This window comes from Streptomyces africanus, assembly GCF_002150735.1.
In the GTDB taxonomy this organism is placed as follows: Bacteria; Actinomycetota; Actinomycetes; order Streptomycetales; family Streptomycetaceae; genus Streptomyces; species Streptomyces africanus.
On sequence record NZ_MUKA01000145.1, the window covers coordinates 12,752 to 38,254 of the forward strand.

Below are 25,503 nucleotides of genomic sequence, written 5' to 3' on the forward strand. Positions count from 1 at the left end.
GTATCGCATCCGGCGCCTGACGTAAACGCTTGCGCAAACGTTTACGTCCGATCGCGGCCACGGGCCGAAGCGGTCCCGCCCTCGGGGCGGCTACTCCCAGTCCCAGCCGATCCCCAGAAACCCCGTCCGCACCCGCGGCTCGACGAGGTGCACCGACCGGTGCATTCCGCTCAGTGCCAGATCCTGGCAGCCGGTGCGCGGGGCCGCCGTCGAGTGCTGCGCGAAACGGTGGCAGCGCGCCGGTAGGGCCGCCGCGTCGAAGCACACCTGGAGCGCGTACTGGCCGCCGGGGGAGTCGAAACCGCGGAGGTACTCGTGCGACACGCCCGCCGTGCCGTCCTCGACGCCGTAGCGGAACAGGAACGTGTCGCCGGCCCGCAGCCGGGTGTCGAAGAGCAGCTCGGCCGCGAGCACGCCCGTGTCGCGGTGCCAACGGACGCGTCCCGTACGGCAGTTCTCCAGCGCGTGCACCCTCATGCGCTCCGGTGCGGCTCCCCGGTCACCGTGGTGGACGGCTACAAAACGGTCGACGCCGTCCCGGTGGGCGCGCACGATGTGGTGCGACTCCCGCTCGGCCAGCTCGCGCCGCGCCCCGATCCGCAGCCGCTCGTGGTGCCCGAGGGTGTGCAGACCGCCGTCCGGCGGGCAGCCCAGCTCGGCCAGCAGCTGGTCCAGGACCCCGGAGGCCTCGACGAGGGAGCGGTAGGAGCGGGCGGCGGACCGCTGCCCGGACGGGCCTTCGCCGGGCTCGGCGAGCAGCCGGATCAGCGACTCCTCGGGAAGCTCCAGGATCTCCTCCAGCGCGCGCACGGCCCGCAGCGACTCGGGGCGCTGCGGGCGCCTGGCCCCCTGCTGCCAGTAACTCAGGCTGGTGACGCCGACCTTCACCCCGTGGCGGGACAGATGGTGCTGCACGCGCTGCAGCGGCAGCCCGCGGGCGGCGATCGCGGCACGCAGGGCGACGTGGAAGGGGCCGCCGCGCAGAACCGAGTCCAGTTCCGCGGTGGCGACGTCCGCGTGCTGTGGGGCGTGCGGCATGCAGGGGCCTCTCTGTGAGTCGGCGACGGCTGGTCAGACCGTTCGCGCGGGCCGCCCGGGGCCGTTCCGCCGGCGCAGGGGAGGTCTTCACATCCGTAGGCCGTCGTTCAGGGGTCCCGAGTTCCTCCGCATTGAAGCGTGTTGACCTGGTCCCGACAACACCTGATGCCGGACAGTGACGTACTCCCGGCCGGGCCGGCCCGGACATGCGACCGCCCGGGGCGTGGGGCCCCGGGCGGTCTCTGCTGACGGCGAGCCCGGCCTCCGCCGAGGCCGGCGTCCGTCTATGAGCGGTCGCTCCCGCCCCGTTCCTCGACGGCCAGCCGCTTGGCCCGCACTATGTCGGGGTCGCGCGGGTCGAGGGCGTCGTGCAGGGCGAACCGTTCGTCCGCGTACCGACGGGCACGGACGGCCCGCCGGGTCTTCTCGATCCGCATCCGCTTCATCTGCGCAGCCCTCCGACCCGTGGCCCGCCCGCTTCGCACCGAAACGGCCGGTCCGCACCGACAACCTGCCTGCACCGGCACGGCCTCCGTCCGCCGGACGTCGCCGTGTCCCCGTGGGAAGCCTGCATTCCCGCTCCCGGCGTGCCGTAACCCCTGGCGGGGCATGCCGTTGGAAACCGCCCCTCGCCGAGGCCGTGATCGTGTCCCGCCGTCCCGTCGGACTGTCGGTGCTCGCCAGTAGGGTGTGAGACATGGCCGACCCCTCCAGCTACCGCCCCAAACCGGGTGAGATCCCCGACTCGCCGGGGGTCTACAGGTTCCGTGACGAGCACCGCCGGGTGATCTACGTAGGAAAGGCGAAAAGCCTGCGCCAGCGCCTGGCGAACTACTTCCAGGACCTGGCGGGCCTGCACCCGCGCACCCGCTCCATGGTGACCACGGCCGCGTCCGTGGAGTGGACGGTGGTGTCCACGGAGGTCGAGGCGCTCCAGCTGGAGTACTCGTGGATCAAGGAGTACGACCCCCGGTTCAACGTCAAGTACCGCGACGACAAGAGCTACCCCTACCTCGCGGTGACGATGAACGAGGAGTACCCGCGCGTGCAGGTGATGCGCGGTCACAAGAAGAAGGGCGTCCGCTACTTCGGGCCGTACGCGCACGCGTGGGCGATCCGTGACACGGTCGACCTGCTGCTGCGCGTCTTCCCCGTGCGCACCTGCTCGGCCGGCGTCTTCAAGAACGCCGCCCGGACGGGCCGCCCTTGCCTCCTCGGCTACATCGGCAAGTGCTCCGCCCCCTGCGTGGACCGGGTCTCCGCCGAGGAGCACCGCGAACTGGCCGACGAGTTCTGCGACTTCATGACCGGCCGCACGGCCACGTACATCCGCCGCCTGGAGAAGCAGATGGGCGAGGCGGCCGAGGAGATGGAGTACGAGCGGGCGGCCCGGCTGCGCGACGACATCGAGGCCCTGAAGAAGGCCATGGAGAAGAACGCGGTCGTGCTCGCCGACGCGACCGACGCCGACCTGATCGCGGTCGCCGAGGACGAGCTGGAGGCAGCCGTCCAGATCTTCCACGTGCGCGGCGGACGCGTGCGCGGCCAGCGCGGCTGGGTCACGGACAAGGTGGAGGAGATCACCACCGGCGCCCTCGTGGAGCACGCCCTCCAGCAGCTGTACGGCGAGGAGACGGGCGACGCGGTTCCCAAGGAGGTCCTCGTCCCCGCCCTCCCCGACCCCGTGGAGCCCGTCCAGGAGTGGCTCGCCGGGCGGCGCGGCTCGGGCGTCTCCCTGCGCGTCCCGCAGCGCGGCGACAAGAAGGCCCTCATGGAGACGGTGCAGCGCAACGCCCAGCAGGCGCTCGTCCTGCACAAGACCAAGCGCGCCTCCGACCTGACCACGCGCTCGCGCGCCCTGGAGGAGATCTCCGACGCCCTCGACCTGGACAGCGCCCCGCTGCGGATCGAGTGCTACGACATCTCCCACCTCCAGGGCGACGACGTGGTGGCCTCCATGGTCGTCTTCGAGGACGGCCTGGCCCGCAAGAGCGAGTACCGGCGCTTCCAGATCAAGGGCTTCGCGGGCCAGGACGACGTCCGCTCCATGCACGAGGTGATCACCCGCCGCTTCCGCCGCTACCTCGCCGAGAAGGAGAAGACCGGCGAGTGGACGGACGGCGAGAACGCCGAGACCGACGACACTGCCCTCACCAGTACGAACACCCTCACCGAGGACGACGGCCGCCCCAAGAAGTTCGCCTACCCGCCCCAGCTCGTCGTCGTCGACGGCGGCGCCCCCCAGGTCGCGGCCGCCCAGCGGGCCCTGGACGACCTCGGGATCGACGACATCGCCGTGTGCGGCCTCGCCAAGCGCCTGGAGGAGGTCTGGCTGCCCGGCGACGACGACCCGGTGGTCCTGCCCCGCACCAGCGAGGGCCTGTACCTGCTCCAGCGGGTCCGTGACGAGGCCCACCGCTTCGCGATCAGCTACCAGCGCACCAAGCGGTCCAAGCGCTTCCGGTCCAGCCCCCTGGACGACGTCCCCGGCCTGGGAGACACGCGCAAGCAGGCACTCCTGAAGCACTTCGGCTCGTTGAAGAAACTGCGATCCGCCACCATCGACCAGATCTGCGAGGTTCCCGGCATAGGCCGCAAGACCGCCGAGACCATCGCGGTGGCCCTCGCCCAGGCGGCCCCGGCCGCACCCGCCGTCAACACGGCGACTGGAGAGATCATGGAGGAGGAACCCGGCACCATGGGTTCCAGCGGGGAGCCCGTACGAACGGGCGGCCCGGACGAACGACGGGGGCAGGAGACATGAATGTGAACGAGCACGACGGACAAGAAAAGCAAGCCGGAGACGGAGCACAGGTGAGTACGGGCACGCCCAACGACAAGGCCGGAGCCCCGGTCGCGGCCATCCCCGAGCTGGTGATCATCTCCGGCATGTCCGGGGCCGGCCGTTCCACGGCCGCGAAGTGCCTGGAGGACCTCGGCTGGTTCGTCGTCGACAACCTGCCGCCCGCGCTGATCCCCACCATGGTGGAGCTCGGCGCCCGCTCCCAGGGCAACGTGGCCCGGATCGCCGTCGTCGTCGACGTCCGCGGCCGCCGCTTCTTCGACAACCTCCGCGAGTCACTCGCCGACCTGGAGGCGAAGAACGTCACCCGGAGGATCGTCTTCCTGGAGTCCTCCGACGAGGCCCTGGTGCGCCGCTTCGAGTCGGTGCGCCGCCCGCACCCCCTCCAGGGCGACGGCCGGATCGTCGACGGCATCGCCGCCGAGCGCGAGCTGCTGCGCGAGCTGCGCGGCGACGCCGACCTGGTGATCGACACCTCCAGCCTCAACGTGCACGAGCTGCGCGCCAAGATGGACGCCCAGTTCGCCGGCGAGGAGGAGCCGGAGCTGCGGGCCACAGTCATGTCCTTCGGCTACAAGTACGGGCTGCCGGTCGACGCCGACCTGGTCGTCGACTGCCGCTTCCTGCCGAACCCGCACTGGGTGCCGGAGCTGCGCCCGTACACGGGCCTCAACGAGGAGGTGTCGGGTTACGTCTTCAACCAGCCGGGCGCCAAGGAGTTCCTCGACCGGTACACGGAGCTCCTCCAGCTCGTCGCCACCGGCTACCGCCGTGAGGGCAAGCGCTACGTGACCATCGCCGTGGGCTGCACGGGCGGCAAGCACCGCTCGGTCGCCATGTCGGAGAAGCTCGCCGCCCGGCTCGCCGCCGAGGGCGTGGAGACGGTGGTCGTACACCGGGACATGGGACGCGAATGACACGACGTACTCCGCGGCTGAGCCGGCTGCGCCGGGTGGTGCCCGACGGCAGCACCGACGGAAGGGGCGGCCGGCCCGCCGAGGCCCGCGGCGGCAGACCCCGCCGCCGGGGCACGCAGCCCAAGGTCGTCGCCCTCGGCGGCGGCATGGGCCTGTCCGCCTCGCTCGCCGCGCTGCGCCGGATCACCGGCGACCTCACCGCCGTCGTCACCGTGGCCGACGACGGCGGCTCCAGCGGCCGGCTGCGCGACGAGCTGGGCGTGCTGCCGCCCGGCGACCTGCGCAAGGCACTGGCCGCGCTCTGTGGTGACGACGACTGGGGCCAGACCTGGGCGCGCGTCATCCAGCACCGCTTCCAGTCCCAGGGCGACCTGCACGAGCACGCGGTCGGCAACCTGCTGATCGTCGCCCTGTGGGAGCAGCTCGGCGACCACGTCCAGGCCCTCGACCTGGTCGGACGGCTGCTCGGCGCACAGGGCCGCGTGCTGCCCATGTCCGCCGTCCCGCTGGAGCTCCAGGCCCTGGTCAAGGGCCACGACCCGGCCCGCCCGGACGAGGTGGACACGGTCCGCGGCCAGGCCACCGTCGCCCTCACCCCGGGTGAAGTGCAGTCCGTGCAGGTCGTGCCGCACGACCCGCCGGCCGTCCCCGAGGCGGTCCAGGCCGTCCTGGACGCGGACTGGGTGGTGCTCGGCCCCGGCTCCTGGTTCTCCTCGGTCATCCCGCACCTGCTCGTGCCCGAGCTGCTGGACGCGCTCACGCAGACCAAGGCCCGCCGGGTACTCTCCCTGAACCTCGCCCCGCAGCCCGGAGAAACCGAGGGCTTCTCTCCGCAGCGTCATTTGGAGGTTTTGGGACGACACGCCCCTAAACTCGCCCTGGACGTGGTGCTGGCCGACGAGGCCGCCGTGCCCGACCGCGACTCCCTGACCGATGCCGCCAAGCGGTTCGGGGCCGCGGTCGAGCTGGCGCCGGTGGCCCGGCCCGACGGGACCCCGAGGCATGACCCGGAGCTGTTGGCCGCCGCGTACGACCGTATTTTTCGGATGCATGGAAGGATCGGCCCATGGCGATGACGGCAGCGGTGAAGGACGAGATCTCCCGGCTCCCCGTCACCCGGACCTGCTGCAGAAAGGCGGAGGTCTCCGCCATTCTGCGGTTCGCCGGCGGCCTTCACCTGGTGAGCGGTCGGATCGTGATCGAGGCGGAGCTGGACACGGCGATGGCGGCCCGCCGCCTCAAGCGGGACATCCTGGAGATCTTCGGCCACAGCTCGGAGCTGATCGTGATGGCACCGGGCGGACTGCGCCGCGGCTCGCGCTACGTGGTGCGCGTCGTCGCGGGCGGTGACCAGCTGGCCCGCCAGACCGGCCTGGTCGACGGGCGGGGCCGCCCGATCCGCGGCCTGCCCCCGCAGGTGGTCTCGGGGGCCACCTGCGATGCCGAGGCCGCCTGGCGGGGCGCCTTCCTGGCGCACGGCTCGCTCACCGAGCCCGGCCGCTCCTCCTCCCTGGAGGTGACCTGCCCGGGGCCCGAGGCCGCGCTCGCCCTGGTCGGCGCCGCCCGCCGCCTGTCGATCGCCGCCAAGGCCCGCGAGGTGCGCGGCGTGGACCGGGTCGTCGTCCGCGACGGCGACGCGATCGGCGCCCTGCTCACCCGCCTCGGCGCCCACGAGTCGGTGCTGGCCTGGGAGGAGCGCCGGATGCGCCGCGAGGTGCGCGCCACGGCGAACCGGCTCGCCAACTTCGACGACGCCAACCTGCGCCGCTCGGCCCGAGCGGCCGTCGCCGCCGGTGCCCGTGTGCAGCGCGCGCTGGAGATCCTCGGCGAGGACGTCCCCGAGCACCTCGCTGCGGCCGGCCGGCTGCGCATGGAGCACAAGCAGGCCTCCCTGGAGGAGCTGGGCGCGCTCGCCGACCCGCCGCTGACCAAGGACGCCGTCGCCGGCCGGATCCGCCGCCTGCTGGCCATGGCCGACAAGCGCGCCTCCGACCTGGGCATCCCGGGCACGGAGGCCAACCTCTCCGAGGACCTCGCCGACAATCTCGTGGGCTGATCCCACAGTCCGTCAAGAAGCCGGTGTCGGCCGCCACTTGGGTGGTCGGCACCGGCTTTCGCGTGTCGTTCGGGAACTCTTGACTCGATCATGGACTGTCATGAGCCTGGCATCTGTTCGCTGCTGTGGCGAACCCACGCTAGGGGGGTTCATGAGACGAAGAGCGAGATCGATCCTCGCTGTCGGCGCGCTCCTGATCGGCGGAGCGAGCATCGCGCCCATCGCCCAGGCACAACCTGACCGTCCACGCCCGTCCGACCCGGACGAAGTCAAGGTCTTCCGCGCCGACGTCACCCGTCGGCAGGTACCCCTGCTGCTCGCGGCCGGCCAGGACGGCCACGAACTCGGCGAGCAGGTGCCCGACAAGGGCACGGGCACCGTCGAGGTCTACCTCACCGACCAGCAGGCGAAGAAGCTGGCGAAGCAGGGCGTCGACCTCACCGAGCACGACCTCTCCACCCAGGCGCAGGCCCGCGTCGAGAACGCCGCCGAGGGCGTCTTCCGCCCGTACAGCGGCAAGGGCGGCCTCAAGGAGGAGATCTTCAGGACCGCGCAGCAGAACCCCGGCCTCACCAAGGTCGTCTCCATCGGCAAGACGGTACGGGGCCAGGACATCCTCGCGCTCAAGCTCACCAAGGGCGCCAAGAAGACGAAGGACGGCTCCAAGCCCTCGGTCCTCTACCTGTCCAACCAGCACGCGCGTGAGTGGATCACGCCGGAGATGACCCGGCGCCTGATGCACCACTACCTGGACAACTACAAGAAGGACCGGCGCGTCAAGAAGATCGTCGACTCCACCGAACTGTGGTTCGTCCTCTCGGCCAACCCCGACGGCTACGACTACACCCACGCCAGTGACGACAACCGCATGTGGCGCAAGAACCTGCGGGACGTCAACGGCGACGGCGTCATCGGCACCGGCGACGGCGTCGACCTCAACCGCAACTTCGCCTACAAGTGGGGCTACGACAACGAGGGCTCGTCACCCAACCCCGCCAGCGAGACCTACCGCGGCGCCGGACCGGGCTCCGAGCCGGAGACCAAGGCCCTGGACGCCTTCGAGCGGCGGATCGGCTTCACGTACGGCATCAACTATCACTCCGCCGCCGAACTGCTGCTCTACGGAGTCGGCTGGCAGGTGGCCACGCCCACCCCGGACGATGTCCTCTACAGGGCACTCGCCGGTACGCCCGGGAACTCCGCGATCCCCGGCTACCACCCGCAGCTCTCCTCCGAGCTGTACACCACCAACGGCGAGGCCGACGGCCACGCGGCGAACGTCAACGGCATGGCGATGTTCACCCCCGAGATGTCGACCTGCCAGTCCGCCTCCAACGCCGACCCGGACGACGAGTGGAAGGCGTCCGACTGCCGGTCGGTCTTCACCTTCCCGGACGACGAGAAGCTGATCCGGCAGGAGTTCGCCAAGAACGTCCCGTTCGCGCTCTCCGTCGCCGAGTCCGCCGCCCACCCCGACCGGCCGTCCTCGTCGGTCGGACTGAGCGCCGCCGACTTCACCCCGGCCGCGTTCCCGGTGTCGTACTCCCGCGGCGCCGACCAGGAGGTCTCCGTCGTCGCGCGCAAGTCGCTGCGCGACAAGGAACTGAAGTACCGCGTCAACGGCGGCCGCACCGAGGACATGAAGCTGAAGCCCTGGAAGGGCGGCGAGACCTACGGCGGTGAGGACAACCTCTACTTCGACGCCTACCGGGCGAAGGTCAGGGACGGCGACCCCGGCGACAAGGTCGAGGTGTGGTTCACCGGGGAGACGAGGAAGGGCAAGAAGGTCTCCAGCAAGCGCTTCACCTACACCGTCGCCGAGCGGCCCAAAGCGGACACCCTCGTCGTCGCCGAGGAGGGCGCGGCCGCCACGCAGGCACAGAAGTACGTGGCCGCCCTCAAGGCCGGCGGCCGCAAGGCGCTCGTCTGGGACGTCGCCCGGCAGGGCGCGCCGGACGCGCTGGGCGTGCTGAGCCACGTCGACACCGTCGTCCACTACACGGGCGCGAACGTCCCCGGCAACGCCACCCAGCTCCAGCTGCGCGCCTTCCTCAACGAGGGCGGCCGGCTGATCGAGGCCGGTGAGCAGGCCGGCGGCAGTGTCGACCTCGGCGGCGCCCTGTCCGACGACTTCAGCCAGTACTACCTGGGCGCCTACAGCCGTACCTCGGCCGCCGGAGCCACCGGCTTCACCGGCTCCGGCGAGCTGGGCGGCTTCACGGGCCCGCTCGCCGCAGCGCCCGGCAACCCCCTGGACGCGGCGGGCCGCTACGGCGTCACCTCCGACGAACTGCCCGCCGGCACGTTCCCGCGGTTCGCGAGCAAGGGCGCCGGACAGTTCGCCGGCGCGGTCAACCCGTACGGCCCGTACGCGGGCTCCTCGATGGCCGCCGCCGTCCACACCGACGACGCTTACAAGCGCCTCACCCGCACCGTGGACCTCACCGGTGTCGCCGCGGCCGACCAGCCCACCCTGCGCACCCAGCTGATGTGGGACACCGAGCCCGGCTACGACAACGTCCTGGTCGAGGCCCACACCACGGGCGCCGACGACTGGACGACCCTGCCCGAGGCGGGCGGCGCCACCAAGGCCGCCGTTCCGGCCGAGTGCGGGGGCGGCTTCTACGTCCGCGAGCACCCCTGGCTGAAGCACTACCTGACCCTGTCGGACGACGGCTGCACCGCGACCGGCAGCACCGGCTCGTGGAACAGCCTCACCGGCGCCTCCGGCGGCTGGCAGCGGGTGGACTTCGACCTGAGCGCGTACGCGGGCAAGTCGGTCGAGGTCTCGATCAGCTACGTGACCGACCCGGGCACCGGCGGGCACGGCGTTCTCGCCGACGAGGCCTCGCTCGTCGTCGGCGGCACGGCGAAGGAGACCGAGGGCTTCGAGACCTCGCTCGGCGCCTGGAAGGCGGCCGGACCGCCCGAGGGCAGTCCGGCCGTCCTCAAGGACTGGGCCCGCACCGGGATCCTGCTCCAGACCTACGGCGCGGTCACCACGGACGACACCGTGCTGCTGGGCTTCGGCCTGGAGCACGTCGCCACCGCGGCCGACCGGGCGGCACTGATGAGGAAGGCGCTCGCCTCCCTCGACGTGTGACCGCGGACGTGTGACCCCACAAGAGCGGGGAACCCTCCGTCAACGGGCACCACACCAAGGAGCGAAATCGAGTGATCTCGCTCTCGGTGACGGGCGGTCCGTACCCCTACTGGCGGGTACGGACCGCCCTGCCGTGTATGGGGCATCTGGATGTCACCACCGCAGCCTCAGGGAGGTAGGGTCGTAGGCGGTCGGGGACATCCCAAACAGAGCTCGCCGGCTCTTCATGGCCGGCGTACCAACGAGGAGATCGGTTCGTGACGATCCGCGTAGGCATCAACGGCTTCGGCCGCATCGGTCGTAACTACTTCCGCGCGCTGCTGGAGCAGGGTGCAGACATCGAGATCGTGGCTGTCAACGACCTGGGTGACACCGCGACCACCGCTCACCTGCTGAAGTACGACACCATCCTCGGCCGCCTCAAGCAGGAGGTCTCGCACACCGAGGACACCATCACCGTCGGCGACAAGACCATCAAGGTCCTCGCCGAGCGCAACCCCGCCGACATCCCGTGGGGCGAGCTGGGCGTCGACATCGTCATCGAGTCGACCGGCATCTTCACCAAGAAGGCCGACGCCGAGAAGCACATCGCCGGCGGCGCCAAGAAGGTCCTCATCTCGGCTCCGGCCAAGGACGAGGACGTCACCATCGTGATGGGCGTCAACCAGGACAGCTACGACCCGGCGAACCACCACGTCATCTCCAACGCCTCCTGCACCACCAACTGTGTGGCGCCGATGGCCAAGGTCCTCGACGAGAACTTCGGCATCGTCAAGGGCCTGATGACGACGGTGCACGCGTACACGAACGACCAGCGCATCCTGGACTTCCCGCACAAGGACCTGCGCCGCGCCCGTGCCGCCGCCGAGAACATCATCCCGACCACCACGGGTGCCGCCAAGGCCACCGCGCTGGTCCTCCCGCAGCTCAAGGGCAAGCTGGACGGCATGGCCATGCGCGTCCCGGTCCCGACCGGTTCCGTCACCGACCTGGTCCTCGAGCTCGGCCGCGAGGTCACCAAGGAAGAGGTCAACGCCGCCTTCCAGAAGGCGGCCGAGGGCGAGCTGAAGGGCATCCTCGAGTACACCGAGGACCCGATCGTCTCGTCCGACATCGTCAACGCCCCGGCGTCCTGCACCTTCGACTCCTCCCTGACCATGGTCCAGGAGGGCAAGAACGTGAAGGTCATCGGCTGGTACGACAACGAGTGGGGCTACTCCAACCGCCTCGTCGACCTGACGGTCTTCGTCGGCAACCAGCTCTGATCCACAGAGCAGGCACGTCCATGTGAGAGCAGGGCTCGGGCGGCGCGAGAATGCGCTGTCCGAGCCCTGACTCACGTACAGATCAGAGCTGTTCGATCACGAGCGCTTACGAGCGATCACGAGCTCTTTCAGGAGTCCCCTCATGAAGACGATCGACGAACTCCTCTCCGAAGGGGTCGCCGGCCGGCGGGTCTTCGTCCGCGCCGACCTGAACGTGCCGCTGGACGGCACCACCATCACCGACGACGGCCGGATCCGCGCCGTGGTGCCCACGGTCAAGGCCCTCGCCGACGCGGGCGCCCGGGTGGTCGTCGCCTCGCACCTGGGCCGCCCCAAGGGCGCCCCGGACCCGGCCTTCTCCCTCGCCCCGGCCGCCGCGCGCCTCGGTGAACTCCTCGGCACGGACGTACGGTTCGCCACCGACACGGTCGGCGAGTCCGCCCGGGCCACCGTCGCCGCCCTCGCCGACGGCCAGGTCGCGGTCGTCGAGAACCTGCGCTTCAACGCCGGTGAGACCAGCAAGGACGACGCCGAGCGCGGCGCCTTCGCCGACCAGCTCGCCGCCCTCGCGGACCTCTACATCGGCGACGGCTTCGGGGCCGTGCACCGGGGGCACGCCTCCGTCTACGACCTTCCGGCCCGGCTGCCGCACGCCGCCGGCTACCTCATCGCCAAGGAGGTCGCCGTCCTGAAGAAGCTGACGGACGACCTCCAGCGGCCCTACGTCGTCGCCCTCGGCGGCGCCAAGGTCTCCGACAAGCTCGCCGTCATCGACCAGCTGCTCGGCAAGGCCGACCGCATCCTCATCGGCGGCGGCATGGCCTACACCTTCCTCAAGGCCAAGGGCTACGAGGTCGGCGCGTCCCTCCTCCAGGAGGACCAGCTTCAGGCCGTCCAGGAGTACCTCGAGCGGGCCGAGAAGACCGGCGTCGAGCTGGTCGTGCCCGTCGACGCCCTGACCGCGACCGAGTTCCCGGACCTGAAGACCAAGGCTCCCGCCCACCCCACGACCGTCGCCGCGGACGCCATCCCGGCCGACCAGATGGGCCTCGACATCGGGCCCGAGACCCGCAAGCTGTACGCGTCCAAGCTCGCCGACGCCGCCACCGTCTTCTGGAACGGGCCCATGGGCGTCTTCGAGCACCCCGACTACGCCGAGGGCACCAAGGCGGTCGCCCAGGCCCTCGTCGAATCCAAGGGCTTCACCGTGGTCGGCGGCGGCGACTCCGCCGCCGCCGTGCGCACCCTGGGCTTCGACGAGACGGCATTCGGCCACATCTCGACCGGTGGCGGCGCCTCCCTCGAATACCTCGAGGGCAAGACGCTCCCCGGCCTCGCCGCACTGGAGGACTGACCTAGATGGCTGTATCGAACGTTCCTGGGCGCACGCCGCTGATGGCGGGCAACTGGAAGATGAACCTCAACCACCTCGAGGCCATCGCCCACGTCCAGAAGCTCGCCTTCGCCCTGGCCGACAAGGACTACGAGGCCGTCGAGGTCGCCGTCCTGCCGCCCTTCACCGACCTGCGCTCCGTACAGACCCTGGTCGACGGCGACAAGCTCAAGATCAAGTACGGTGCGCAGGACCTGTCGGCGCACGACTCCGGCGCCTACACCGGCGAGATCTCGGGCTCGATGCTGGCCAAGCTGAAGTGCACGTACGTGGCGATCGGCCACTCCGAGCGGCGCCAGTACCACAACGAGACCGACGAGCTGGTGAACGCCAAGGTCAAGGCCGCCTACAAGCACGGCCTGACCCCCATTCTGTGCGTCGGCGAGGAGCTGGAGGTCCGCGAGGCGGGCAACCACGTCTCCCACACCCTCGCCCAGGTCGAGGGCGGTCTGAAGGACCTCCCCGCCGAGCAGGCCGAGACCATCGTGATCGCCTATGAGCCCGTCTGGGCCATCGGCACCGGCAAGGTCTGCGGCGCCGAGGACGCCCAGGAGGTCTGCGCGGCGATCCGCGGCAAGATCGCCGAGCTGTACTCGCAGGAGCTGGCCGACAAGGTCCGCATCCAGTACGGCGGCTCCGTCAAGTCGGGCAACGTCGCGGAGATCATGGCCCAGGCCGACATCGACGGTGCCCTGGTCGGCGGCGCCTCGCTGGACGCCGACGAGTTCGTCAAGATCGTGCGCTTCCGCGACCAGTGAGTATGCGGTAGACGCGATCCGTCGTACCCTTGCGGGGTCCAGCACTGTGCTGGGCCCCGCGTCGTCCATCCGAATCCGAGGAAGTTGGTCCAGCCGTGGTTTTGGGGTTCTCGATCGCCCTGATCGTCTTCAGCCTGCTGATGATGCTGCTGGTGCTGATGCACAAGGGCAAGGGCGGCGGTCTCTCCGACATGTTCGGTGGCGGCATGCAGTCCTCCGTCGGCGGCTCCTCGGTCGCCGAACGCAACCTCGACCGGATCACCGTCGTGGTCGGTCTGCTCTGGTTCGCGTGCATTATCGTGCTCGGCATCCTGATGAAGGTGAACAACTGACCGGCCCGCATCCCGCACACACTGCGTACGCAGGCAATACGTACGTAACGCCCCATGTTCGGTACGCGCGGCACAGCGCGGCCTATCATGGGGCTTGCGTCTAGGTGTGAGGGTTGTAACTCCAATCACTGGACGCGCGTTGGGCCTTACGTAGACTGAGGCGCTCGCAGCGAAGCGGAACGCCGACTCGCTTCGCGGCACCATCACGCAGGGAGTTACGACCGTGGCAAGTGGCAACGCGATCCGGGGAAGCCGGGTCGGGGCGGGGCCGATGGGCGAGGCCGAGCGCGGCGAGTCCGCGCCGCGGCTGCGCATCTCCTTCTGGTGCTCCAACGGACACGAGACCCAGCCGAGCTTCGCCAGCGACGCGCAGGTGCCCGATACCTGGGACTGTCCCCGCTGCGGCTTTCCGGCCGGCCAGGACCGGGACAACCCGCCGGACCCGCCGCGCACCGAGCCCTACAAGACGCACCTGGCGTACGTGCGCGAGCGCCGCAGCGACGCGGACGGCGAGGCGATCCTCGCCGAGGCGCTCGCCAAACTGCGGGGCGAAATCTAGGAGTTGAGACCGGCCGGGCACCAGCAGGTGCCCGGCCGGAGTTGCTTTCCGCAACCGACGGACGGCCGCTCGCCGACCGATTGTCAGTGGTGCCCTCTACGGTTTGTGCATCGGGCGAACCGTGAGGGGGAACAGTGGCGACGGTCGAGGTGGACAGCGTGCGCGTGCCCGCGTGGCGCGGCGGCTTCGGACGGCTGTGGAGCGCAGCCGGGCTGTCCAGTTTTGGTGACGCGCTGCGTACGGCCGCGCTGCCCCTGCTCGCCGTCACACTGACCGACGAGCCGCTGCTCATCGCCTCCGTCACGGCGTGCGGGTATCTGCCCTGGATCGTCTTCGGCCTGCTCGGCGGGGCCGTCGCCGACCGGGTGGACCAGCGGCGCGCCATGTGGAGGGTGGATGCCTTACGGGGGCTGCTGGTCGCCGCCTTCGCGGTGGCCGTCGCTCTCGGTCACGCCTCGATCGGCCTGCTCATCGTGCTGGCCTTCGCCCTGACCACCCTCCAGACCCTCTTCGACAACGCCGCCACGGCCCTGCTGCCCGCCCTGGTCGACCGGGACGCCCTCGGCAGCGCCAACGCCCGGCTGCTGACCGGCCAGCGCATCGCGGGCGGCCTGCTGGGCGGGCCCGTCGTGCCGCTGCTGCTGACCGCCGGGGCCGCCGTGCCCTTCGCGGCCGACGCCGTGACCTTCCTGGTGGCCGCGGCCCTGGTGGGCTCGCTGCCGGCCGCCGAGTCCGACCGCACGCCGCGACCGTCGGGGAGCACCCTGCGCCGCGAGATCGCGGAGGGGCTGCGCACCCTGTGGCGCGACCGCGCCCTGCGTAGCCTGTGCGCCGCGACCGCCCTGTGCAACATCGGCATGGGCACCCAGCTCGCCATGCTGGTCGTCCTCGTCACCGACTGGCTCGACGCGGGCCCCACGGGATACGCGGCGGCGGGCGCGGCCTTCACACTGGGCAGCCTGGCCGGGGGAGTGGTGAACGGCCGGCTGGTGGCGCGGCTCGGCCGGCTGCGGTCCGTGCTGCTCGCCGGCTCGGTGCAGACCGCCGCCCTCGTCGTCATGGGCACCGTGCGCAGCCTGGCCGTGCTGGTGGGCGCGCTGGCCGTCTTCGGGCTCATGGGCATGGTGTGGAACATCAACACGACGACACTGATGCAGGAGCGCAGCCCCGCCGGGCTCCTGGGCCGGGTCAGCTCGGCCTTCCGGACCCTGGCCTTCGCCGGCGTGCCCCTCGGCGCCCTGCTGGGCGGGGCCGTCGCCACCGCCTGGGGGCCGAACACCCCGCCCCTGCTCACGGCCGCCTTCTTCGTCCTCTCCGTCCTCGCACTGATACCCGCGCTCAAGGTGAACGTAGTTGTTGTCGAGCCGGACGACAGCGCCACGACAGCCGATGTCACGCCCTGATCAATTAAGTTGGGGACCGGCAGCGGGGCAAGGTACGCAGGCAGGACAGGAAAGAAGGCTGAAGCCCGAGATGAACGCAGACGGCCGTACCAGGCTCAACCAGATGTCCGAGTGGACGGCACTGGCCAAGCACCGCGAGGAGCTGGGCGATGTCCAGCTGCGCGAGCTGTTCGCCGCCGACTCCGGCCGCGGCACCGCGTACACCCTCCGGGTCGGCGACCTGTACGTCGACTACTCCAAGCACCTCGTCACCGACGACACCCTGCGGCTGCTGCGCGAACTGGCCGCCGCCACCGACGTGTTCGGGCTGCGGGACGCCATGTTCCGCGGCGAGAAGATCAACACCACGGAGAACCGGGCCGTGCTGCACACGGCCCTGCGGGCGCCCCGGGACGCGGTGATCGAGGTCGACGGCGAGAACGTCGTCCCGGGTGTGCACGCCGTGCTCGACAAGATGGCCGACTTCGCGAACCGGGTGCGCTCCGGGGAGTGGACGGGGCACACCGGCAAGCGGATCCGCAACGTCGTCAACGTCGGCATCGGCGGCTCCGACCTGGGCCCCGCGATGGCGTACGAGGTGCTGCGCGCCTTCACGGACCGCTCGCTGACCGTGCGTTTCGTGTCGAACGTGGACGGCGCCGACCTGCACGAGGCCATCCGCGACCTGGACCCGGCTCAGACGCTGTTCGTCATCGCCTCCAAGACCTTCACCACCATCGAGACGGTCACCAACGCCACGTCCGCGCGCGGCTGGCTGCTGGACGCGCTGGGTGACGAGGCCGCCGTCGCCAAGCACTTCGTCGCCCTGTCGACGAACGCCGAGAAGGTCGCCGAGTTCGGCATCGACACGGCCAACATGTTCGAGTTCTGGGACTGGGTCGGCGGCCGTTACTCGTACGACTCGGCGATCGGCCTCGCCCTGATGATCGCCATCGGCCCGGACAACTTCCGGGAGATGCTCGACGGCTTCCGGATCGTCGACGAGCACTTCCGGACGGCGCCCGCCGAGTCCAACGTGCCGCTGCTGCTGGGCCTGCTGGGCATCTGGTACGGCAACTTCCACGACGCCCAGTCGCACGCGGTGCTGCCCTACAGCCACTACCTGTCCAAGTTCACCGCCTACCTCCAGCAGCTCGACATGGAGTCCAACGGCAAGTACGTCGGCCGGGACGGGCGTGAGGTGGAGTGGCAGACCGGGCCGGTGGTGTGGGGTACGCCGGGCACCAACGGGCAGCACGCCTACTACCAGCTCATCCACCAGGGCACGAAGCTGATCCCGGCGGACTTCATCGGCTTCGCGCGACCGGTCGGCGAGCTGGGCGACCGGCTCAAGGCGCAGCACGACCTGCTGATGGCCAACTTCTTCGCGCAGACGCAGGCGCTCGCCTTCGGCAAGACCCCGGAGGAGGTGCGGGCCGAGGGGGTGCCTCAGGAGCTGGTGCCGCACAAGACGTTCAAGGGCAACCACCCGACGACCACGATCCTGGCACCCGAGCTGACGCCGTCGGTCCTCGGCCAGTTGGTCGCCCTCTACGAGCACAAGGTGTTCGTGCAGGGCGCCGTGTGGAACATCGACTCCTTCGACCAGTGGGGCGTGGAGCTGGGCAAGGTCCTCGCCAAGCGCGTCGAGCCCGCGCTGACCGAGGGCGCCGAGGTCGAGGGCCTGGACGCGTCGACCAAGGCCCTGGTCGGCACGTACCGGGAGCTGCGCGGCCGGCAGTGAGAGCACCGGGCGGGAGGCGGACGGCAGCGCGTCGTTCGCCCACCGCCCGGCGGCGCGCTGATTCCGCACACCGCCCGGCGGCGCCCCCTCCGCTTCCCGTAGACTCCCGGTCGATCATCACGGCGAGTGCTCGGGGGAGCGCGAAGTGGCACGCACACGCGGAAGTTGGACAGGCGGCACGCTGACGGTCAGGTCCGTCCTGAAGCCCCATGACGTGGCCCAGGCGGTGTTCCATCCCGCGTGGATACCGCAGCCTCTCGATCCGTCCGTGGAGCGGCTGAAGAGGTTCCGGGTCATCGCAGGGGCGGTCGCCTCCCTCGGGGTCTACACCTTCATCGAGGGCGGCTTCGACTTCACGGAGCTGCTGGAGAACGCGATGACGGCCTCCGTCGTCCTGCTCTTCCTCACGCCGCTGACGGTCGGGGCGATGCTCTGGGTCTGGCGGCGCGGCGGCACGGTGCGGCAGCTGCGGGTGCCGCTGCGCAACTCCCTTCTGCTGCTCCTGCTGTTCGTCGGGTGCGTGGCCGCCCTGCTGTTGCTGGTGCAGACGGTGAACGGCTCGGCGAACCCCGGCGTGATCATCGGGGTCGGCCTGACGATGATGTGGATGCTCATCTTCACGGCCTACGGGGCGGTGCGGGTCTCCGGCAACTTCTTCGGCACGGCCGCCACGCACCGCTGCCTTCCGCCGCTGCTCTCCATGGTGACCAGCTGGCTGGTGGCCGTCCCGGACCTCGTCACCGGTGATCTGCACGGACTGAGCCTCACCCTGGGGATCGTCTTCATCCTGGGCGCTCCCGTGACGGTCACCGCCATCGCGCTGCTGGAGATGGGGCGGCTCAAGCGGCGGTACGGGATCAGGCTGAAGGCCCATCCGGCGACTCTGGCACCGGCGCCCGCACCCGGGCCGGTCCCGCACATGCCGCCGGGGATGCCGCCGGGGATGCCTCCGGCGGGATCGCCGTACGTGCCGCCGCAGGGGAACCCGTACGGCCATCCCTACGCGCCGGGCGGGCAGCACCCGTACGCCCCGCACCCGCAGCCGCCGTACAACCCGCAGCACCCCTACGGGGGCTGACCCCGGAGCCGCCGGGACGTCAGGCGACCGCGCTCAGCGTGTCCGCCAGCCGGCGGCGGGCCGCGCGGGCCGCGGGTACGGCGGCCAGCGCGGCCGCGCAGAGTACCGCCGCCGCACCGAGCAGCAGCATCAGCGGGGCGGACGGGCCCCGGGCGATCCCGGCGCCGATGCCGCTCGACCGGCCCTGGGCGTCGATCAGCCAGTGGGCGAGCGGCAGGCCCAGGACGGTGGCGGCGAGCACGGCCGCCAGTGCGGTACAGCCGGTGGCCATGACCGTGATGCCCGTGATCTGCCGGGGGGACAGGCCGATGGCCTTCAGCGCGAGCAGGTCCCGTTCGCTCTCGCGGACCGTGCCGCCGATCGCGGTCAGCAGCTCGATCAGCCCGATGAGGGCGAGGACGGCGACCAGCCCGGCGACGACGGCGCGCAGCGGGGAGAGCCCGTCGGCGGGGTTGGTCACGGTGTGCACGTCCAGGTGTCCGTGCCCGGCCGTGGCCAGCCGGTCGGCGACCTCCCGTGGGTCGGCACCGGGGTCCAGACGCAGCTCGTAGAGGGTCGGGCGGAGCCCGGGGTCGTTCGCGCGGAGGGTGTCGAGGGACGTGGAGATGACCCGGCCGGCGTTCTCCGGCTCGATGCTGCGGCCCACGATGTGCAGGATCTGCGGCTGGTCGCCGACGGTCATCCGCACCCAGTCGCCGACGCGCACGTCCAGCAGGTCGAGCAGCCCCTGCCCGGCCACGGCCTCGTCGGCGCCGCGGGCGGGGCGGCCCTCGGAGAGGGTGTACGGGTAGGGGTCCTGGCCGGTGCCGAGGCCGCGCAGGGCGATGGTCGCCGTCTGGCCCGGGACCAGGGCGGCCGTCTCGACGCCGGGGTAGGCGGCGGCCACCTCCGGGTCGCGTTCCAGGAGAGCGCGGGTCTGCCGCTCGGTCAGGCCGGCGTCGGCGCGGACGCTGAGGGCGGTCGGCAGGCCGATCTGCTCGGGCGTGCTGTGGAAGCGGTCGATGGTGGTCCACGCGCTCATCGCCACGACGATCAGCAGCAGCGGCAGGGTGAGGCGGGCGACGGTGGCGAGGGACCGGGGCCGGCGCGTGAACGCCTTGTGCCAGCCCAGCACCAACGCGGGCGGAACCCGCGCTCCGAGGGCACGACGCGCCAGATCGGAGAGCTGCCCGCCCCGGGGAGCGGCGGGCCGCATCCCGAGGATCCGACGCACCCCGCCGACCGGCCGTCCGCCGGGCGGTTCCGCTGCGGGCTGTGAGGGGAGGGCTTGGCCGGTTGTCCCGGTCGGCTGGCGGTCAGGTGCGGCCGCTGCTGTGGGGCGTAGTCCGAGGACCCGGCGCAGGCCGTCGGTCAGCCGCCCGCCGGGCGCAGCCGCTGCGGGTTGCGGTCCGAGGGCCTGGCTCGTCGTCCCGGTCGGCCGTCCGCCGGGCGGTTCCGCTGCGGGCTGTGGGGGGAGGGCAGCGCCCGTTGTCCCGGTCGGCTGGCCGGCGGGCAGAGCCGCCGTGCCGCCCGGGCCGAAGCCCCGGCCCGTGTTCGCCCCGGGCAGCCGTCCGCCGAGCGTCGGCGTCGGACGCTGCACGGGTACCGGTGGGACGCGGCCCGCCCGCCAGGCGGCCAGGCCGGTGGTCGCGCCGATGAACAGCACCGCCCCCACCGGAATGACGAACAGCGCCACGGTGTGGCCGGGCAGCCCCTGCCACACGCCGACCGCGTCCCCGAGCCGTCCCGGGATCCGGCTGCCCAGGGCCTCGGCCAGCGCGGCGGCGGCCACGGCGCCCAGCAGCGCGTAGGCGAGATGCTGGAGCAGGAAGATCCGGACCACCTGGCCGGGGGTGAAGCCGATGGCCTTGAGGACGGAGAGGTCACGCAAGTGGCCGCGGATACGGGTGCCGATCGCACCGTGCACGGCGAGCCCGGCGGCGATCAGTGCGCCCAGCCCGAACAGGCCCAGCACCTGGCCGAGGAGCCGGTTGTCGCCCTGGGCCTCCGCGCGGGCCTGCTGCCAGGTTGACACCTCCCCGATCGCCCCGGCGCCCAGTACGGTCACGGCACGCTGGACGACGTAGGACGTGTCGCCGGGATCCGTCAGCCGCAGTCCGATCACCTGGCCGCCGGGGTCCGGCACAGCCGACGGCAGTGCCCACACCAGGCCCGGCTGCTCACCGGGCCGGTAGCGCGGCTCGGCGCTGTCGGCGAGGCCCACGACGGTCAGTTCGCGGGCGGTGCCGGGCACGGTGAGGGTGTCGCCGGGCTCGGCCAGCAGCGCGCGGGCGAGGCGGCTCTCCAGGACCACACCGTTCGGGGTCGCGGGGTCCAGCCAGTGGCCGGAGACGACCGGCGGGCGGCCGACGGACGGGCGTTCCGGAGTGCCGCGCAGTTCGACGGCGGCGCGGCTGCCGCGCGAGGCGACGGCGGTGTCGGCGGTCGGGTACGGGCCGGCGACGGAGTCGACGCCGTCCAGCCCGGCCAGCTTCCCGGTGTCGGCCGCGGTGTCGGTGTGCAGCCACACGTGCGCGCCGTGCGACTGCGTGAACACGCGCTGCCAGGGATTGGTGGCGTACCCGAACAGGGCCGTGGCCAGCAGCAGGGAGGCGACGATGCCCGCGGTGGCGAGGACGAGGAACAGCGCCTCGCCGCGGTGCGTGCGCAGATCGGAGTGCGCCCAGCGCAGGGTGGCTCGCACAGGCCTCAGCCTCTCGGCCCGGACACCGGGCAGCCGTCGTACACCCGCATGTCAGTCCCTCACCCGCATGTCAGTCCCTGAGTTCCAGCACACCGGATATGCCGGACCGGCGCGGCGGAGTGCCGCCGTCGAGTTCCGCGTCGTCGGCGATCCGGCCGTCGAAGAAGCTGATCACCCGGTCCGCGGCGCTCGCCAGCCGCGCGTCATGGGTGACCAGCAGGATCGTCTGCCCGCGCTGGTGGAAGCGGGACAGCAGCCGCATGACCTCACGGGTGCCCTTGCTGTCGAGGCTGCCCGCGGGTTCGTCGGCCAGCAGCAGCGGGGGATGGTTGACCAGGGCCCGGGCCAGGGCGACGCGCTGCTGCTCACCGCCGGACAGCTCGCCCGGCATGCTGCGCTCCTTGCCCGTCAGGCCCAGCTCGGCCAGCAACTGTTCCCGCTCGGCCCGGGCCCGCTTCGGCGAGGTCCCGGCGAGCAGGGCGGGCAGCTCCACGTTGTCGGCGACGGACAGGTTGGACACCAGGTTGAAGAACTGGAAGACGATCCCGATCCGCTTGCGGCGCTCCACCGCCCAGCGGGCCTCGCTGTAGGTGTCGGTGGACTCGCCGTCGAGCCAGATACGGCCCGCGTCCGGCCGCTGCAGGCCGCCGAGCAGATGCAGCAGCGTCGACTTGCCGGCCCCGGACGGACCGGTGATCGCCACGAACTCGCCGGGCCGTACGCACAGGTCGACCCCGCGCACGGCATGGGCGGGCGCGCCCTCGCCGTGGTGTGTCTTCACCAGGCCCTCGGCGCGCAGCACAGGAGCGGGACGGTCGTCGCTCACTCCAGCTCCTCCAGCTCTTCCTGGCACCGTTCCAGCCAGTCGAGGTCGGCTTGCAGGTGCAGCATCGCGCCCTCGATCAGCAGGTGGGCGATGCGGTTGTCACGGTCTTCGGCGGCGGCCAGCTTCGACAGCTGCCGCATCGTGTTCAGGTACTGGCGCCGCTGCTGGTTGATCAGGGAGATCTGGTCGGCGAGCCCGCTCTGCGGAGCGAGCGCCAGCTTCATGAAGAACTCGTCCCGTACCCGCGGCTCGTCCTCGGGCTCCTCGAACCAGGCGCGCAGCGCCTCCCGCCCGGCGTCGGTGAGGTGGTAGACCTTTTTGTTGGGCCGGCTGGACTGCGCCACGTCCTCGCCCTCGATCAGTCCCGACTTCTCGAGGCGGCCGAGGGTCACATAGATCTGGCCGACATTCGGCTGAGGGTACGCGGAGCCCAGCAGTTGCTCAAGGTCCTGCTTGAGCTCGTAGCCATGGGCGGGGCCACGGGCGAGGAGTGCCAGGAGGGGCAGGCGCACGCGTGCAGTCCTCCTGTCCGGTCCAATGTGCTCCAGGCCCTAGTATCGCCCATACCTAACAGGTATACATGGCCTCTGTTCCGGGCGAAGGCGCCCGTCGCCGGTGTACAGGGAGGAACCTATGCGGTGGATCCAAGCCGCGGGTAGGGGCCTTCTCGTTCTCGTCGTGGTCCTGACCGGTTACGTCGCCGCCGGAGCGCAGGCGGGCGAGCCCGCCGACGGCGGCCGCGGACCGCTCACCCTCGCCACCGCCGGAGACCTTACCGGCTACCTCGGTCCCCTGCTGGAGGGCTGGAACCGCACCCACCCCGGCGAAAAAGTGACCCTCGTCGAGCTGCCGGACTCCGCCGACGAGACCCAGGCCCAGATGACCACCGATCTGCGCGACGGCGACCGCAGCCGGTTCGACGTGCTCAACATCGACGTCAACTGGACCTCGGAGTTCGCCGCCGCGGGCTGGATCCGGCCGCTGCCCCGCGACCGTTTCCCGCTGCGGACCTTCCTCCCGCCGGTCGTGGACACGGCGACCTACGACGGACAGCTCTACGCCGTCCCGTACGTCACCAACGCCGGCCTCCTCCTCTACCGCAAGGACGTCCTGGCCAAGGAGGGCGTCCGGCCGCCGCGCACCTGGGCGGAGCTGGAGCGGTACGCGAAGACCATCGCCCCGAAGTACGGCCTCGACGGCTACGCCGGGCAGTTCCTGCCGTACGAGGGCCTCACGGTCAACGCGGCCGAGGCCGTCTACTCGGCGGGCGGCTCGATCCTCGGCGACGAGGGCGAGCGCGTCACCGTCGACTCGGCGGCGGCCCGTGAGGGCATCGGGTTCCTGGCCCGCGGGGTGCGCGAGGGCTGGATCCCGAAGGAGGCGCTGACCTACAAGGAGGAGGAGTCCAAGCAGGCCTTCCAGGACGGCCGGCTGCTCTTCCTGCGGAACTGGCCCTACGCCTACGTCGGCGCCTCCGCCCCGGGCTCCGAGGTCGCCGGGAAGGTCGGCGCCGTACCCCTGCCGGGACCGGACGGGCCGGGCACGAGTGTCCTCGGCGGCTCCAACCTGGCGGTCAGCACGCACGCGCGGCATCCCGACTCGGCCGCCCGCCTGATCGCCTACCTCACCAGCGAGCGCGTCCAGCGCCAGGTCCTCACGCGCGGCGCGCTGCCGCCCGTCCGGGCCGATCTCTACGAGGACCCCGCGCTCATCCGCAGGTTCCCGTATCTGCCGACCCTGCGCGAGAGCGTGCGCACGGCCGCGCCGCGTCCCAAGAGCCCGCGCTACGACCAGGTCAGCCTGGTCGTGCAGGCGGTCGTGCACGACGCGATGGCCGGGAACGAGACGCCCGCGGCGGCGGTGCGCCGGCTGGCCCGCGAGCTCGCCGTCATCTCGCGCCGCTAGGCCTCTACTTACTTGTTAGGTAACGCGGACGTCTCATCTGGTTGAGATGTGTCCGATAAATGCCGGATTCTACCACCTCAACTCCTCGGTAGCTTCTGTCTTTTCATTGACACCCTCTCGACATGCCTACTTAACATGCATGCATAACCGCTGCCCTCCTCAGAGACAGGTCGATGGGTTGAACAGGCACCACTGGTGGCGTGACGCAGTGATCTATCAGGTGTACGTCCGCAGCTTCCTGGACAGCACCGGCGACGGCGTCGGCGACCTCGCCGGCGTCCGGGCCGGACTGCCCTACCTGAAGAAGCTCGGCGTGGACGGGATCTGGCTGAGCCCCTTCTATCCCTCGCCGCAGCACGACCACGGCTACGACGTGGCCGACTACTGCGACGTCGACCCGCTCTTCGGTGACCTCGACGAGTTCGACCTGCTGGTCGGGGCCGCGCGGCGGCTCGGCATCAAGGTGCTGCTCGACATCGTCCCGAACCACTGCTCCAGCGAGCACCCCTGGTTCCGCGCGGCGCTCGCGGCCCCGCCCGGCAGCCCGGCCCGCGCCCGCTTCCACTTCGCCGACGGCCGAGGCCCGGACGGCTCCGAGCCGCCCAACAACTGGCACTCCATGTTCGGCGGCCCCGCCTGGAGCCGTGTGACCGAGCCGGACGGGCGGCCCGGCCAGTGGTACCTGCACATGTTCGCGCCCGAGCAGCCCGACTGGAACTGGCGCAACCCCGAGATCGCCGCCGAGTTCGACCGGATCCTCCGCTTCTGGCTGGACCGGGGCATCGACGGCTTCCGCATCGACGTCGCCGCCGGGCTCTTCAAGCACCCGGAACTGCCCGACTCGGACGACCCGGAGGCCGACGCCCGCACCCGCGACTCGGTCAACCCGCTCGCCTGGAACCAGCCCGAGGTGCACGACGTGTGGCGCCGCTGGCGCGCCCTGTGCGAGGAGTACACCGAGCGCGACGGCTGCGAACGCCTCCTCGTCGGCGAGGTCTCCGTCCCGACCGCCCGCGAGCACGCCCAGTACGTCCGCCCCGACGAACTCCACCAGGCCTTCTTCTTCGACCTGCTCAGCGCCCCCTGGGACCCGGACGCCTTCCAGAAGGTCATCTCCGAGGCCATGCAGGACATCGCCGGCACCGGCTCGACCGTCACCTGGGTCCTCAACAACCACGACCAGGTCCGCACCGTCACCCGCTACGGCGAACCCGCCACCGAGGGCAGCGGCCTCGGCGCCGCCCGCGCCCGGGCCGCCGCCCTGCTGATGCTGGCCCTGCCCGGCGCCGCGTACATCTACCAGGGCGAGGAGCTCGGCCTCCCCGAGGTCGTGGACCTGCCCGACGACGTGCTCACCGACCCGATCTTCCGCCGCACCGGCAGCCGGGCCCGCATCCGCGACGGTTGCCGGGTACCGCTGCCCTGGTCGGGGCAGGCCTCGCCGTTCGGCTTCACCTCCGGCGAGGAGAGCGCCAAGCCGTGGCTGCCGCAGCCGGAGTACTTCGCCGAGTACGCCACCGACCGGGCCCTCGCCGACACCCGCTCCTTCTGGCACCTGTACCGCGACGGCCTCCAACTGCGGGCCGCGCTGCCCCAGTTGGGCGAGGGCACGCTGCGCTGGCTGGAGGCCCCGCCCGGGGTGCTGGCCTTCACCCGGGGCG

General features: G+C 71.3%; 20 protein-coding genes. 15 read left to right on the top strand and 5 right to left on the bottom strand.

From position 1 onward, the window contains the following. Positions 1-90 precede the first annotated feature (90 nt). Together CCL05_RS19140 and CCL05_RS45235 are read right to left on the bottom strand one after the other, a co-directional pair. Entirely contained in the window at positions 91-1,038 is a 948-nt protein-coding gene (locus CCL05_RS19140) for a hypothetical protein (RefSeq protein ID WP_086561714.1), read from the bottom strand. Between the two features lie 284 nt (positions 1,039-1,322). Next, entirely contained in the window at positions 1,323-1,484 is a 162-nt protein-coding gene (locus CCL05_RS45235) for a hypothetical protein (protein ID WP_167409582.1), read from the bottom strand. Positions 1,485-1,735: 251 nt separating this feature from the next. Between CCL05_RS45235 and uvrC the strand changes: the two genes are divergently transcribed. The 13 genes from uvrC (at position 1,736) to CCL05_RS19205 (ending at position 18,428) form a co-directional block, all read left to right on the top strand. Further along, the gene (gene uvrC / locus CCL05_RS19145; protein WP_086561715.1) at positions 1,736-3,802 is read left to right on the top strand and encodes an excinuclease ABC subunit UvrC; all 2,067 of its coding nucleotides are present in this window, start codon (positions 1,736-1,738) and stop codon (positions 3,800-3,802) included. Next, positions 3,799-4,758: an RNase adapter RapZ gene (rapZ, locus tag CCL05_RS19150; protein ID WP_086561716.1), complete on the top strand. Its 960-nt coding sequence runs from the start codon at positions 3,799-3,801 to the stop codon at positions 4,756-4,758. The genes uvrC and rapZ overlap by 4 nt, the downstream gene beginning before the upstream one ends. Next, positions 4,755-5,834, top strand: coding sequence for a gluconeogenesis factor YvcK family protein (locus CCL05_RS19155; protein WP_086561717.1), 1,080 nt, complete (start codon positions 4,755-4,757; stop codon positions 5,832-5,834). The genes rapZ and CCL05_RS19155 overlap by 4 nt, the downstream gene beginning before the upstream one ends. Next, positions 5,825-6,814, top strand: coding sequence for a DNA-binding protein WhiA (gene whiA, locus CCL05_RS19160; protein ID WP_086561718.1), 990 nt, complete (start codon positions 5,825-5,827; stop codon positions 6,812-6,814). The genes CCL05_RS19155 and whiA overlap by 10 nt, the downstream gene beginning before the upstream one ends. A gap of 151 nt (positions 6,815-6,965) precedes the next feature. Next, positions 6,966-9,917, top strand: coding sequence for a M14 family metallopeptidase (locus CCL05_RS19165; protein ID WP_086561719.1), 2,952 nt, complete (start codon positions 6,966-6,968; stop codon positions 9,915-9,917). 257 nt (positions 9,918-10,174) lie between these two features. Beyond that, a complete protein-coding gene (gene gap / locus CCL05_RS19170) occupies positions 10,175-11,182 on the top strand; it encodes a type I glyceraldehyde-3-phosphate dehydrogenase (RefSeq protein ID WP_086561720.1) in 1,008 nt (335 codons plus the stop codon). Between the two features lie 142 nt (positions 11,183-11,324). Further along, the gene (locus tag CCL05_RS19175; protein ID WP_086561721.1) at positions 11,325-12,536 is read left to right on the top strand and encodes a phosphoglycerate kinase; all 1,212 of its coding nucleotides are present in this window, start codon (positions 11,325-11,327) and stop codon (positions 12,534-12,536) included. 41 nt (positions 12,537-12,577) lie between these two features. Further along, positions 12,578-13,333 (top strand): triose-phosphate isomerase, encoded by a 756-nt coding sequence (gene tpiA, locus CCL05_RS19180; protein ID WP_086561722.1) that lies wholly within the window; start codon positions 12,578-12,580, stop codon positions 13,331-13,333. A 95-nt stretch (positions 13,334-13,428) separates the two neighbouring features. Beyond that, complete coding sequence (gene secG, locus CCL05_RS19185; protein WP_208641567.1) at positions 13,429-13,665, top strand: preprotein translocase subunit SecG; 237 nt, start codon at positions 13,429-13,431, stop codon at positions 13,663-13,665. A gap of 223 nt (positions 13,666-13,888) precedes the next feature. Then, complete coding sequence (locus CCL05_RS19190) at positions 13,889-14,224, top strand: RNA polymerase-binding protein RbpA (RefSeq protein ID WP_003957010.1); 336 nt, start codon at positions 13,889-13,891, stop codon at positions 14,222-14,224. Positions 14,225-14,358: 134 nt separating this feature from the next. Continuing rightward, the gene (locus CCL05_RS19195; RefSeq protein ID WP_086561723.1) at positions 14,359-15,627 is read left to right on the top strand and encodes an MFS transporter; all 1,269 of its coding nucleotides are present in this window, start codon (positions 14,359-14,361) and stop codon (positions 15,625-15,627) included. Between the two features lie 70 nt (positions 15,628-15,697). Next, positions 15,698-17,350, top strand: a complete 1,653-nt coding sequence (gene pgi, locus CCL05_RS19200; RefSeq protein ID WP_086561724.1) for a glucose-6-phosphate isomerase — start codon at positions 15,698-15,700, stop codon at positions 17,348-17,350. A gap of 214 nt (positions 17,351-17,564) precedes the next feature. Beyond that, positions 17,565-18,428 (top strand): DUF3824 domain-containing protein, encoded by an 864-nt coding sequence (locus CCL05_RS19205; RefSeq protein WP_425275926.1) that lies wholly within the window; start codon positions 17,565-17,567, stop codon positions 18,426-18,428. 19 nt (positions 18,429-18,447) lie between these two features. On the opposite strand, the gene CCL05_RS19210 is transcribed toward CCL05_RS19205, so the two are convergent. The 3 genes from CCL05_RS19210 to CCL05_RS19220 form a co-directional block, all read right to left on the bottom strand. Further along, on the bottom strand, positions 18,448-21,111 hold the full coding sequence (locus tag CCL05_RS19210; protein WP_086561726.1) for an ABC transporter permease: 2,664 nt from the start codon (positions 21,109-21,111) through the stop codon (positions 18,448-18,450). Between the two features lie 70 nt (positions 21,112-21,181). Then, complete coding sequence (locus CCL05_RS19215) at positions 21,182-21,937, bottom strand: ABC transporter ATP-binding protein (protein ID WP_107400482.1); 756 nt, start codon at positions 21,935-21,937, stop codon at positions 21,182-21,184. Continuing rightward, positions 21,934-22,449: a PadR family transcriptional regulator gene (locus tag CCL05_RS19220; RefSeq protein ID WP_086561728.1), complete on the bottom strand. Its 516-nt coding sequence runs from the start codon at positions 22,447-22,449 to the stop codon at positions 21,934-21,936. The genes CCL05_RS19215 and CCL05_RS19220 overlap by 4 nt, the downstream gene beginning before the upstream one ends. Before the next feature lie 121 nt (positions 22,450-22,570). On the opposite strand from CCL05_RS19220, the gene CCL05_RS19225 reads away from it, so the two are divergent. Together CCL05_RS19225 and CCL05_RS19230 are read left to right on the top strand one after the other, a co-directional pair. Continuing rightward, positions 22,571-23,842 (top strand): ABC transporter substrate-binding protein, encoded by a 1,272-nt coding sequence (locus tag CCL05_RS19225; RefSeq protein ID WP_086561729.1) that lies wholly within the window; start codon positions 22,571-22,573, stop codon positions 23,840-23,842. Positions 23,843-23,981: 139 nt separating this feature from the next. After that, positions 23,982-25,503, top strand: a 1,522-nt coding sequence (locus CCL05_RS19230) for a glycoside hydrolase family 13 protein (protein WP_208641568.1), incomplete at its 3' end; no start/stop codon positions are given.